Origin of the sequence: Frankia nepalensis (assembly GCF_016786325.1) — a bacterium.
Taxonomy (GTDB): domain Bacteria; phylum Actinomycetota; class Actinomycetes; order Frankiales; family Frankiaceae; genus Pseudofrankia; species Pseudofrankia nepalensis.
Genome location: NZ_JADWYU010000094.1, coordinates 23,083 through 35,632 on the forward strand (window position 1 = coordinate 23,083; position 12,550 = coordinate 35,632).

Annotated in this window: 12 protein-coding genes; 1 reads left to right on the top strand and 11 read right to left on the bottom strand. The window is 70.7% G+C overall.

All coding sequences use genetic code 11. The annotated features are described in order from the left end of the window. The 11 genes from I6A81_RS07605 to I6A81_RS07655 form a co-directional block, all read right to left on the bottom strand. Positions 1-1,032, bottom strand: a complete 1,032-nt coding sequence (locus I6A81_RS07605) for a NucA/NucB deoxyribonuclease domain-containing protein (protein WP_202999584.1) — start codon at positions 1,030-1,032, stop codon at positions 1-3. Between the two features lie 917 nt (positions 1,033-1,949). Further along, positions 1,950-2,174 (bottom strand): hypothetical protein, encoded by a 225-nt coding sequence (locus I6A81_RS07610; protein ID WP_202999583.1) that lies wholly within the window; start codon positions 2,172-2,174, stop codon positions 1,950-1,952. Next, positions 2,171-4,531, bottom strand: a complete 2,361-nt coding sequence (locus I6A81_RS07615) for a type I restriction-modification system subunit M/S (RefSeq protein WP_202999582.1) — start codon at positions 4,529-4,531, stop codon at positions 2,171-2,173. Before I6A81_RS07615 ends, I6A81_RS07610 begins: the two co-directional genes overlap by 4 nt. A gap of 300 nt (positions 4,532-4,831) precedes the next feature. Next, on the bottom strand, positions 4,832-5,251 hold the full coding sequence (locus tag I6A81_RS07620; RefSeq protein WP_202999581.1) for a hypothetical protein: 420 nt from the start codon (positions 5,249-5,251) through the stop codon (positions 4,832-4,834). 52 nt (positions 5,252-5,303) lie between these two features. After that, entirely contained in the window at positions 5,304-5,651 is a 348-nt protein-coding gene (locus I6A81_RS07625; RefSeq protein WP_238441461.1) for a hypothetical protein, read from the bottom strand. A gap of 3 nt (positions 5,652-5,654) precedes the next feature. Next, a complete protein-coding gene (locus I6A81_RS07630; RefSeq protein WP_238428195.1) occupies positions 5,655-5,942 on the bottom strand; it encodes a hypothetical protein in 288 nt (95 codons plus the stop codon). A 341-nt stretch (positions 5,943-6,283) separates the two neighbouring features. Next, the gene (locus I6A81_RS07635) at positions 6,284-6,853 is read right to left on the bottom strand and encodes a GNAT family N-acetyltransferase (RefSeq protein ID WP_202999578.1); all 570 of its coding nucleotides are present in this window, start codon (positions 6,851-6,853) and stop codon (positions 6,284-6,286) included. Beyond that, a complete protein-coding gene (locus I6A81_RS07640) occupies positions 6,850-8,130 on the bottom strand; it encodes a helix-turn-helix domain-containing protein (RefSeq protein ID WP_202999577.1) in 1,281 nt (426 codons plus the stop codon). The genes I6A81_RS07635 and I6A81_RS07640 overlap by 4 nt, the downstream gene beginning before the upstream one ends. Positions 8,131-8,305: 175 nt before the next feature. Next, the gene (locus tag I6A81_RS07645; protein ID WP_202999575.1) at positions 8,306-9,439 is read right to left on the bottom strand and encodes a coiled-coil domain-containing protein; all 1,134 of its coding nucleotides are present in this window, start codon (positions 9,437-9,439) and stop codon (positions 8,306-8,308) included. A gap of 384 nt (positions 9,440-9,823) precedes the next feature. Then, complete coding sequence (locus tag I6A81_RS07650) at positions 9,824-10,240, bottom strand: recombinase family protein (RefSeq protein WP_202999573.1); 417 nt, start codon at positions 10,238-10,240, stop codon at positions 9,824-9,826. Further along, positions 10,237-10,734, bottom strand: a complete 498-nt coding sequence (locus I6A81_RS07655) for a hypothetical protein (protein ID WP_238428194.1) — start codon at positions 10,732-10,734, stop codon at positions 10,237-10,239. The genes I6A81_RS07650 and I6A81_RS07655 overlap by 4 nt, the downstream gene beginning before the upstream one ends. A gap of 384 nt (positions 10,735-11,118) precedes the next feature. Between I6A81_RS07655 and I6A81_RS07660 the strand changes: the two genes are divergently transcribed. Continuing rightward, on the top strand, positions 11,119-12,522 hold the full coding sequence (locus I6A81_RS07660) for a hypothetical protein (protein ID WP_202999572.1): 1,404 nt from the start codon (positions 11,119-11,121) through the stop codon (positions 12,520-12,522). Positions 12,523-12,550: the final 28 nt, after the last annotated feature.

Consider the following 12,550-nt stretch of genomic DNA (forward strand, 5'->3'; position numbering starts at 1 on the left):
TCACAGGTTGACGTGCACCCAGAACGGGTCGCCGTTCATCACGCGCCAGTCCTGGTAGAATGTGCTGATCGTTCCGCCCTGGATGTTCTGCTCGGTGTTCAGGACCATGCAGACGCTGGCGCCGATCGAGCCCGTCTGGCGAGGAAGGCCGAACCAGCAGTAGTCGAAGGTCCGGCGATGGTTCAGCCAGTCCGGATCGTCTCCCAGGCCCTCGTTGGCCGACTTGAAGGGATACTCGTCGCAGCTCCGATCCGTGACGGCCGGGCTCTGGTAGCACGCGCGGTTATAGGCCCGGTCGTTCTTCGCCGTGTCAGTCGAGCGGTGAAGCGGGGTCGTGTTCGTCGCGCCGGGCAGTCCCGAGACCTGGGCCTGGAAGATGTGCGAGGCGATCTCGGGTGTGGTGGTCGAGTTGAAGTCCATCTCCTCGGCCACCCAGGGGATGACGCAGCCGGCGGAACGACCCGCGAAGGCGTTGTCGCAGCGGAACTGGTTCTGTTGGTAGATCGGAGAGCTCGCCGGTGGGTACCCGGCGACAGTAGCGACCATGTTCCACCGCGCGGTGCAGTTCGCGACGGCACCAGCCGCCGTGGCCGTCGAGTTGAGGGAGGACTCGCCGATACGGAACTGCCCGTTGAGAGGTGACAGCGGCTGGGATGGAAAACTCTGCGCCGCGAGGGTGCAGCCGCTCACCGTGGAGGCGGTTCCCGTGATGGTGGCGGCGAGCGCGTCACCCCATCCGGCGTAGGGAACAACCATGATCTGATAGAACATCGCGGTCTGGTTGGGGTCTCCGTAGACGAACTCCAGCACCCTGATGCTGACCTCGCCGGTTATCACCGTCGCGCCGTCGACGGTCCTGCGGGTGACGAGCGTCGCGCTGGTCGTCCTGCAGCCCTGCCAACGTAGCGCCCACCAGTTCCCGTCCTGATGGTCGGCGCACCAGCCCGGAGGGATGAGGGAGCTGGGCGTGACCTGGCCGGCCCTGCCCTGGTCACGTGCCTTGCTGTCGGGTGGGCCGACCTCCACGCACATCTGCCCGCCGTCCTTTGCCACGGCCGTGCAGGACGAAATGGGCGCGATGGCCTGTCGGCCGGCCGCCCCGGGGTCTGCCATAGGAAGCGGCGGGCCTTCTGGAAGCGGAGACCCGGATGCGCGCGGCGCGGATGCCGGGGTCTCGGCCTGGGCCGCGGATGTGGTGGACACCAGACTGGACGCGACAATGCCGGTCAGCGAGGCCATGAAGGCCAGCCTGAACGCAAGGCGTTTGTTTCTTTCCGACTTCCGTGAAGCCCGTCCAGGAAACAGGATTCGCATTTCGCTCCTATGGGTCATAGGGAGTGAAGCGAGCAGCTGGACTGTATCGGACTTGATTGGCGAGACGCAAGATAATGCCCGAGAATGACAGAGCGCAACCATCGGGACGTATCGGTCCAGGGGAATCGCCTGGACGGTGACCGTCGGTGTGTGATTCAGGGGCCGCCGTGGGCAGATGGCCATCTCGAACGGGCCTTCGGCGGCCACCCTGCTCGGGCCGCCCGACGGGCCGCCGCGTGCCGGGTCCGTTCCTGGAAATGAGCCGACGGCGGGCCGGTCGGCGGGTGACGATGGAATCGCCCCGCCCGCCGAGGACGAGGAGGCGATCCCCACGCGCCGCCGAGACCTGCTCAACGCCGGCATCCTCGCCGCCACCGCCGCGACTGCCGGCGCCGGCGTCATGGCCGACCCCGCCGCCCGCGCGGCTGGCATCTCCCGCGCCATCGCCGCCTCGACGCCCGACCCGCGCCGTACCGGGGTTTCCACGCCACCTGACGCCCACAACGATCTTACTGTCAACTCGCCGAACAGTGTCGAGAGACTGCATCGCCGGCGACCGGCCACACTCGTCGGGAAGGCGGCGCGGCGGCGCTGCTGTCCGAGGTGGACATCCGGTCATCGGCCCCAGCGCCGCCTCAACCCTGGCCGTCCCCCGAGGCGGCCAGGAAATGAAAAACGGTTAGGAGGAACATCACGGTCGCGGCGAAGGCGCATCCACCGCATTGGATCGCAGTCACGACGGATGCGTGATCCGCCATCTGCAGGATGCCGCCAACCAGAGCGACGATGACGCCTACCAGCACGGCGATCATCACGAGGAGGATGCGCACGGTTCCCGGTGAGTTCGGCGCGGCACTCATCTGGGTTCCTCCGAAAGGGTTTCGGTGATCAGCAGGCCGGCGACAAGCTGGTCGGCGACCTCGGCCCGAAGCCCCTCGGCCGCGTCGGCGAGGGCTCGGTGGGCGGCGATCTGGTCGTCTAGGTCGGAGAGGACCGCGCCGATGCGCCGCTGCTCGGCGAGCGGTGGCAAGAGCACAGGAAGTGAGCCGAGAGTCTTGGTGCTGATGGAGGGAATCGCGGTCGCGGATTCCGCACGCCTGGTGATCCACTCCTGGGCTGGCCTCGAGGACAGCAGCGCCAGCAGATACCCGGGGTTCACGCCCTCGTGCGCGCGCAGGCGCATGAGGTTGGTGCCGAGCAGCCAATCCGCCTCGGCGGCGCGTACCCTGGCGACGGGCCCGACCGTGCCGGTCCGAACAAACAGGATGTCGTCCTCGCGCAGCGCGAAACGCGTCATCTCCGTCGCGTCGACGCGGGCGACCATCTGTGGCGAATCCGTTCGGATACGCCGATCCTGCAGGTCACGGGGCAGCACCACCGGGATCCCATCGGCGGCGCTGGACCGGATTTTCTTGATCACCTGGTTGGACGGACCGGCCTGTATGGCGCACAGATCTCCCAGCACGGCACGCGACCATCCATCAGGAAGATCGTCGGCCGCCGCGTCTCCACTGATCGCCGTGTCACCGCTCCGCAGGACTATGCCTGCCGCTTTCTCGTCCGCCGTGTGGGCGGCATGCATCTGGTCTGCCAACGCCGTGGCCGGGCACGAGGGAACCCGCACCAAGCAGTCGAGCGAGGTGGCGGGTGCCAGATACTCAGCTGGATCAAGCGAGTATCCAAGTCGCGCGATCTGGGCTGTTGGCACGGCGCGGGCCGCCCCGACCTTGCTCATCACCTCGGCGAGATCGGCCGTGCCTCCCGCCTGGGTCTGCCAGAGCCGGAGACAGGCAGTGACGGCGTCGATCTCCGCGGCAGCGAGACGCCGCTGGTTATCGACTATGGGACCGGGCCCTCGCACCTCGACGAATAGCACGTCGTCGCGGGCGGTGCCCGGGGCTCGCAGACCCCACAGCATCACCGCAACTCGCGTCGTCGCAAAGAGCCGTCGAGGCAGTGCGACGACGAACTCGACAGCGCCGGTCTCGATCATCCGCTGCCGGATGAACTGTTCCCGGGGATCATCGGACGCAGCCGCGCGGTTTGGCATGAGCATGGCAGCCAGGCCGCCCGGCTTGAGCGACGCCAGCACGTGTTGTAGCCAGGCGTAGTTGTCATTGCCAGGGGGCGGCGGTCCGAACAGCCAGCGCTCGTCCGGACGGCGCGCAGAGCTCGCGTTGAACGGTGGGTTGGTCAGGATGAGGTCGGCGAATGGGCCCGGCGCGCCGAGCCAAGGTGTCTCCGAACCGAGCGTCAGGTGAACCTGCCCACCGTGCAGGTTGACGCCCATCTCGGCGAGTCGACACATGTCCGGATCGGGGCCGGCGGCGGACAGCGGGCCCGACCCGCCCGCCAGACGCGCTCCCACCAGCAACTCGCCCGCCCGTCCGTAGGGGTCGTGCAAGTGGACGTTGCTGTCCGGCTCGACAAACAGCGCGGTCATCAGATCCACCAGCGAACGCGGGGTGGTCGAGGAGCGGCCATCCGGGCGAGCCCACAGGTCATAGCGACCGAGCAGGTCACGGAATGTTTCCGGTGGTAGGTCCTCACACAGCCGGATGAGCTGTCCGACGTCCTCCACGGCCGGTCCGCCGAGCGCGCTGAAGGTATCGGCGGTCGCCTCGGGTGCCGACGGCAACCCCTGAGCCCGGCGGCCGACGTTGACCCGACGGCCCAGTCGCCTCATCAGTTGTCGCGGGTCGCTCTGCTCGTCGGTCGCGATACGCACGTCGTCGCGGAGCCCGGCCCACGACGCTGGATCTCTGTGGCGTAGGAAGAGCAGGCCAACTACAAAGTGGAGATAGGCGGCCTCGGATCCTCCGCCGCGGATGCGGCGTCCGAGCGGCCCGAAGATTTCCGTGAGAGTTTCCTCGGCCGCGGCGTGGTCCGCCTGCTGCCGCGGGCCAGCGTTGGCCGACAGCCGGGTGGCGCGCCGCATCCGGTCGGCGTAGGTAATGCCGTCGGGTTCGCCGGCTCGCCGCTGGGCTTTGGGCACAGGGCGATCGGCGAGCCAGACCAGCATCTCGCTGAGGCGGAAGCGTTCCATCGCACCGTCGGCCACGGGCCGGGGAAAATCTGCGTGGCGACCCTGCCAGATCGTCACCGTCTCGCGGCTGACGCCCGCCCAGTCCGAGATCTCACGACGGGTGACCAGTGGGTCGGTGCCCGCGCTCCACTCCCTCCCCCGATCTGGGGGCGCTGTGCTGTCTGAACGCATGTGTGCATCGTGGCGGGAAGGGTCGGACAGCGGCAAATGCGCATCGCGATGCGCACCTCGCATGACGAGTCCCGGTCGCGACCACTCGAGGCGAGCACTCGCTCTACCAGCGAAGATGCGGTCCACGAAACGACCGGACCGACGCCATAGGGTTAACAGCAGTCCGAAACCCGTCCTGGCCTTCGCCGGCAAGGTGGGGCCTACGGGGCGTCCCGTAGCGAAGCATCCACGAACACGCCGGTCGGGTTCCGTCACGCCCAGACACCAGTCGCGCGGACCGGACCGGCATTGCCAGCGTGATCATGATGTTCCTCGGATGCTCTGCAGGAACTTTCCCGACCCGTCGTCGAGAACCCAGAACAACCAGCCGTTGCGGTGCGGGCTGACGCTCGGCTTGTAGTGGCCGACTACGGCACGAGCCGCGCCGGTCGGCGTCTTGAAGCTCTGTCCCCCCAGCGGCCCGGACGTGATGTCGATCCGGGACGTCTTCGGGTCGTACCTAGCCTGCGTGCGGCGCCCTTCGTAGTCGGCGTACACCGCCACCACACCCATCGCCTCCGAATGCTGCTTTCCCTCCGTAGCTGACGACGCAGGCGAGGTCGGCATGCCTGTGTCAGCTACCAGACGGGCCACCACCTCGCCTGCCGTGCACCCGCTCATCCGTGCCGCCAGGGCAAGCGAGCGGTAGGTTTGATCGTCCACCTCGACCGAATGCGTCACTTTGACCTCCCTCCCAGAGGGTAGAGCAAATGGAGGAGTTTAAGCAAGATCTTTAAGTGATCGCAGAGCCAGCTCCAATACCAGGCCGATCTTGCGCAGCGAGCTCGGCTGCGCCCGCCACGACGCGGGCCGGCGCGCAGGCCGGCGGCGACCAGCCAGTTCCGGACCTCTGCGGCCGTTCGTCGACGAACACGGCTCCGCGCCAGCGGCTGATCTTGACCTTGAACAGGAGGACGTCGTCGATCGCGCGGATGCGCTCGTGGGGGTTGTCTGGGTCGGCGAACTGCTCGGCGGCCTTCCGGAGCAGGGGATGGCCGACCTGGTCGAGCGGGGTGCGCGCCGAGGGCATCGGCAGTTGGTGGTCCTCGCATAGACAGCGCAGGGTGGGACGGACGGGCACGGGTCACTCGTCCCAGTCGCCCGCGCCGCCGAGCTCCGCGATCCGCTCAGGCGACATCCCGGTCAGGGCCGCGACGCTCGCGCCGAGCGAACCGTCGAGCACACGCATCGACTCGACCATCCCACGGCGGACCTCCTCGCGGCGCAGCTCAAGGTAGGCCCGGGTCGCTTCGGCCACGAAGTCCTTCTTCGAGATGCCCAGGAAGTGGGCCGCCTGCGAGATCAGCTCATCGGTCTCCGGGTCGACCTTCAGCGGAGCCTGCCGTCGAGCACCAACAGTCGCCAACGCCATCTCACCTCCCGCTCCTCAGTACCTAACGACCGCTGTCGGACTCGCTGTCTAGAACTTCGGCTCAGCAAGGCGACCGCAGCCGGTCTCGCCGCTGGGAGCCACGCCGGTCGGGCTGCCCGGGGAGCGAAGTGACCTGGTACAGGTGACCGCGCTCCACGCTGGCGTGCCCGCTTCTCGCTCCTCGCCCCGGCGTGCGCAGCGGTCGGCTACCGGCGCTGGTCGCGGTAGCCGACGGGTGGGATTCCTGGGAGATCGTGGCGCAGCCACGATCTCCATCTGTGCCGGACGGTATGGCGGTGTCTCAGGTCGTTGTAATAGCCCGCCTTGGTCGAGAGGCCTGTCTATGGCAGGTTGGCCTGCTTCTCCCAGGTCTCGCGGGTGATCTCATAGATGTTGCGGAGATCGCCGCCACGGTCGATGGGGCCTTCGGCGAGCGTCAGGCCAAGCTTCTCGGCGACGCGGATCGAGGCCGCGTTCTCCGGGTGAATGATGCTGATCACCCGGTCGCGGGGGTGTCCGAGCTGGGTGAAGGCGAACTCGAGGGCCGCGGCGCCGCCCTCGGTCGCGTAGCCCTGGCCCCACCGGTCCCGGCGGATCGTCCAGGCGACCTCGATGTCCGGCCAGCCGTACTCCTCGTAAAGCCCGGCCCGGCCCAGGAACTCCCCGCTCTCCTTGTCCCGGGCGATCCACATCCCGAAGCCGTTCAGCGCCCAGTGCCCGATCTGGAACGCCGTCATCCCCCACACCGCGCGGGTCGTGCTGGGCGAGCCGGTGTAGCGCGACATGTCGGGGTGGCCGGCCATGGCCAGGTACGGTTCGACGTCCTCGCCACGCCAGCCCCGCAGGACCATCCGTGGCGTGAGGACGGTCGGGATCGTGACGACGTCGGGTGTTCCAAAGGTCAGGGTCATGCGCCGCTCCCGGGAAGTGCGAGGGCCGGGGTGACCAGTGCGCCGAGCGCCTGGACGTCCGGGTCCGAGGTCCACGGCCGTAGGTCTCGCCAGACCCGCCGCGCACCGGACATGATCGTCGATGTGAGGTGGCCGGCCGGGACGTCGACGGCGGCGCGGGTGGCCGCGACCGCCCGGCCGGGGTCTGGCTGAGCCTGCAGCAGATAGGCGAGGGCCAGGCACAGGTGGGCATGGGCCTGCTCCTCGTGGTTCGCGGGGTCGACGAGTGCCAGCGCGTCGCGGGCGTGCCGCTCGGCCGCCGCGCCGTCGCCGAGTTCGATCGCGCAGACGGCGCCGAACATGGCGGCGCTGCCTGGGCTGAACGGCGACGAGCCAGGCCGGGGCGCAACGGAGGTGCCCGCGGCGGCGCGCATGTCGGCGAGCACGTCGACGGTGGCCTGGGACCGGCCGAGCCTGGCCAGGCCGCGCGCCTCGTACGCGGCAAGCCGGGCGGCGAGATACGGCGCGGCGCCCGGGCGGGCCCGGGCCGCGACCTGGGCCGCCTCGTCCCAGCGATGGGTGTAGTAGGCGATGCTCGACCGCAGACCGGCGAGCGAGCCGACGAGGATGTCGTCCGCGACCTGGCTGGCATACCGGTCGGCGAGGTCGCAGAACCGGCGGGCGTCGCGGTACTGGCCGGCGGCGAACGCGAGCCGGCCGAGGTAGTAGGTCAGCTGGCCGCCGAGCCGGGTGGTCCGCAGGTTGTCGGTGACGGTGAGCCGCCGGTCGAGCATCGTCTCGACCTGGCGCCAGGCGCGCGATGCCGATGCGAGCAGCTGTGGGTGGGGCGTCGTGTCGTAGTGGAGCGCGAGGTCGGCGACGTCGTCCTTCAACTCGCCGAGCGTGACGGACGCGCCGAGAGTGTCCATGCGGCGGACGGTGTCGATCGCGAGCGCCGACAGCGCGGCGAACTGCCTGCGATCCGTGGCGACCTCCTCGGCGTCGTCCCCCGCAGGCCCCGAGCCGGTGAAAGCCGCGACCTGTCCGCGCGGGCTGGGCGAGCGGGCCGCGCGCACCAGCGCGACGAGTGCCCCGCCGGCGGCCAGCTCCCGGTCGAAGGCTTTGAGCATCGTTTCAGACGGCACGATCCGGCCGCGCTCGCACTTGGAAATGATTGTGCGGGTCGACTCGGCGTCATAGTGGGGAATCCGCCCGGCCAGGCCGGACTGGGTCAGGCCCGCGGCCCTCCGCCTGTTCCTCAGCTCCTCGCCGAGCCGGACAGCCAGCGCGTCCTCCATGCGTGCTCCCCGTGAGGTTGGCAGGCAGTCCTGTCCCGGGCCACGCCGGGCCGTCAGAGAATTATGCGGAGCGTCATGCGCCAGGAACAGTGCGGGGCATCTACGACGAGGTGACGATTGTCGCCGGCGTTCCTTTCATTGCGTCATTGCGGGCGCGGCCAGGCGGGGCCTGCCGTCATGGTGTCGGCTCGTCCAGCGGTTCGTCGGCTGGTGCCCGGCTGGTCTGCTTGATCAGCGAGGCCAGTTCGGCGCGGGCGTCGTCACGGGCGGTTTCGGCGGTCTGGCGGGCGGTGTCGGCGCGGGCGGCCCGGTCGATGGCGTCGCGGGCCTCTGCGCGGGCGGCGTCGAGATGCGCGAGGGCCTGGTCGGCGCGGGCCTGGTGGGCGGCGACGGTTTCCTGCGCCGCCGCGAGGAGCTGTTCGGTGGTCTCGGTGCGCAGCCTGGCGATCTCGGCCGTCTGCCTGGCGGTTGATTCCTCGATCCGGGCGGCGGCGAGCTGCCGTTCCGCTTCCTGGCGGGCGTGGTGGGCCTGGTCGCGGTCGGCTTCGGCGGCCTGGATGTGGGCCGTGGCGCGGTCGAGGTCGGTGCGCAGGTGGGCGGCCTGGGTTTCGGCGATGTCCGCGCGGTGCCCGGCGGCTTCGGCGGCGCGCCGGGCCTGGTCGCGGTCCGCGAGGGCGGCGTCCCGGTCGGCGAGGGCCGCGTCGCGGGCGGCGTCGGCGATGTCGGCGCGGCGGGTGGCGTCGGCGGCGCGGCCGTCGGCGGCCTGCGCCCGGCGGGCCTGGTCCGTCGCCTGTTCTGTCGCGGCCGCGGCCTGTTGACGGGCCTGGGCGGTCTCGGCGCGGGCGGCTTCGAGTTCTGCCTGCATCTCGGTGGTGGCGTCTTCGGCGGTCAGCCTGGCCTGCTGCTCCGCGGCCAACGCGACCTCTGCGTCGGCGACGGTCTTGAGTGCCTCGGCGCGCACGGCGGCGAGTTCGGCGGCGACGGTCTCCGGGTCGGTCGCGGTCCCGAGCAGTTCCCGTGCGGCGCCGGCCGCCGCCTCGAAGTCGGCGAGCAGTTCGGCGAGCCGGTCGACCGTGGACCGCAGCGACGCGCCGGCGAGGCTCGCCGGCCGTTCGGCGCCGGCCGGCTCCGCCGGCGCGGGGGCGGGCTTGCGGGAGCGGCGGGCGCGGAACGCGGTCTGCGCGGTGTGGTCCGGCCGGGCGCAGTACCGCGGCGCCGGCCCGCCGGTCGCCGGCGGCGGCGCGGCTGGCTGGCCGCACCCCGGATACGCGCAGACCGTCCGGTCTGCGACATCCATTCGTTCGTTCATTCGTTCAGGATATGTATGGGTTGGTCGATGCTCGTCGGTTTTTCACAGGCGGGTGAGCGCGAGGGCCGCCCTCGCGGTCGCCGTGCGAGCCACCTTCCCGGCATCGCACCCGGTGACGACATCGCCGGGGACATCGCGCGGGGCATCGCCTTCAGCCGAGTTCCAATCGGCGGCGATGCCCCGCACGAGGGCCGCGGCGATGGCCTGCGCGATGCGTGGTGGCCAGAAGCTGGAGGGTTGCCCTCGTCCGTGGGAGGGAGATCAGGCGGTGGTGGTGGCCTGGCGGCGGAACTCGATGGGGTAGCGGCGGGGGGTGCCTTCGCGGAGCCCGGTGGCCGGCGCCAGGCCGTGGGCCGATGGTCACCTCGAACAGGGCCTCGGCAGTCAGCCGGGCTCGGCCCGTCCGGCCCGGTGGTGTCGGCTCGGCCGTGGTGGGGCGTCGGCCTCGGCCGAGGGGCCGGTGCCGTTGGGGTTCACGGTGCGGATCTCGTGGACGACGGTGGTGAACCGCTCGTCGACCTCCGCCCCGGAGGCTGGGGTGGTGGGTAGGTGTGACAGGTCGGGGATCAGGAGCAGTGTGTCTGGGTGGAGGGCGATCGTGTCGACGGCGAGTGCGAGGCCGGGCCGGTCGCTTTGGTTGGTGGTGGTGTCGCGGTCGACGAACACTTCGATCAGGTCGAGGCCGGTGCGCTGGGCATGGGCGGTGAGCTGGCCGTCGAGACCGTTGATCCGGTCCTCGTCGGCGTGGGGGACGCAGACGTAGCCGACAGCTGGGCGCGGCGTGGCCGTCGCGGTGCTCACGCCGGCACCGCCGCTGGCGGGAGGGTGATCGGCGTCAGGCTGGCGCGCCAGGCGGTGATCTTCTCCCGGTGGGTGATCTCCCAGACGACGCGTAGCTGTGCATCTTCCCAGGTCAGGACGGTGACCGGGTGGGGGACGACGACGGCGCCGGATTCCCAGGTGCAGCGGGGTCGGGTTGGGCAGGTCACCAGTGGGACCAGGTCGGTGCCGGCGGCGGCTCGTCGCTGGTCGGCGAGGAGCCGGCCGACGGCGAGGGCGAGCATGATCTGCCTCGGGGAGGCCAGTGCGGGGCAGGCGACGGCGACGCGCGCGCCGGCTGACTGGGCGGCCCGCCAGGCGGCGGTGTCGATGGGTTGGTGGCCTGCCGGGATCCAGTCCGGCCACGGCGCGGCGTCGAGCAGGACGCCAGGTCGGGTGGGTAGCCGCACCGGTTCCAGGTCGGCGGGCAGCGGGCCGTAGCCGGCGCCGTCGAGGTCGATCATCAGGGGCGTCATCGGGCCTCCCATCGGGCTGACGAACCCGACTGGTGGCGTGCCACAAGACCTGTGGTGCGCGCTACCAGCCGCGACGGCCCGCGCCAGCTGGGCGGTGGGCCGCGGCCACGATCACCGGGGGCCGCCCGCCGTCGCCACCGACACCTCGGCGATGGCGTACCCGGCGACCGTGGCCGGCCGGCGCTGGGGTCGTCTCGCCCGTCATCCCGCCGTCTTGCGCTGTCGGGCCGCCGTCTTGGGATGGCTGGATCGCCGTGTTCCCGCCGTTTGGCGGACGTCTTACCGACGTCTCGGGACGGCGCGTGGTGGCGTCGTGACAGATCGGCCGAATGTCCGGATCATGGGGCCTGACCTGCTACGTCGGATTCCCCGAGGGAGGCGGCCATGCCCCAGGACGACCCGCCCCGCACCCTGCTCGCCCTGCGCCTGCGCGAACGCGGCCTGACCGTCGAACGCTTCGTCAAGGAGTTCAACAAGGCCGCCCGCCGCGCCGGCCCCGACAGCCGCGACCACGCCATCTCCTACCGCCAGGCCACCCGCTGGGTCAGCGGCAACATCCCGTCCCTGCCCTACCCGGTGTCCTGCCGCGTGCTGGAAGCGATGTTCGGCGACGACGCGGCCACCCTCCTCGGCCCACCCGACGGCCCGCCGCGCGCCGGGTCTATTCCCGCAAACGGGACGACGACAGGCCGCTTCGCGGGTGACGATGGAACCGCCCCGCCCGCCGAGGACGAGGAGGCGATCCCCACGCGCCGCCGAGACCTACTCAACGCCGGCGTCATCGCCGCCACCGCCGCGACCGCCGCGACTGCCGGCGCCTTGGTCGACCCCGCCGCCCGCGCGGCCAGCATCTCCCGCGCCATCGCCACCTCGACACCCGACCCGCTGACGCTCGCCCAACTCCAACACGGCATCCACCGACTCGCGACCCTTTACGCCGTCACCCCGCACGCCGAGCTCGTCGCACCGGTCGAACATGCCTGGGACGAGGCCGAGGCTCTGTTGGAAACGCGGGTATCCGGCACCGCACGCCGCGACGTCGAACTCGTTGCCGGGCAGTGGGCGTACTACCGCGGACAGCTGGCATTCGACCTGGGCGACGACCCGACCGCGCTGACGTTCCTCGTGCTTGCCGGACAGCACGCCGACGCGGTCGGCGACACCCTGCTCGCCGGGTCAGTCGCCGTCATGCGCTCGGCCGTCTCCTTCTTCGCCGGCGATTACCGGACCGCAGCCCGGCTCGCCGCGCAAAGCCAGCCCGGTGCCCACCCCTACATCGCGCCGATCCTCGCCGGCGGACTCGCCCGCGCACTCGCGCTCACCGGCGACACCGACGGCGCTCTCGACGCGCTGCGCACCATGCAGAACACGATCTGGACCGGCGAGCCGCTTCCCGGCCCTGACGCCATTGACGAGGAGGGGTGCGAGCTATTTACAGCCGTGACGCTCGGCTACCTCGGCCTCGGCAAGAAATCCGAAAAGCACGCCCGCACCGCCCTCACCCTGCTGGGCGGAAGCGGACGGCACGTCGCGCTCGCCGGCACCCATCTCGCGCTCGCCCGCGCGTTCCTCCGCCGGAGCAAACCCGAACCCGAGCAGGCCGCCGGCGCGATCCAGGACGCACTGGCCGTCGCCGCCGGCAAAGACCACGGCGCCACCACCCACCGCGCCGCCGCGATCTGGCGCCACCTCCACGCCAACCCTGGCTGGACACACCTTCCGGCCGTCCGCGACCTTGCCGACCAACTCCCCGCCGGCCGTGCACTATCCCCGGGCGACGTCATCTGACCGGCGCCGAGCTGAACGTTGAAGGCCA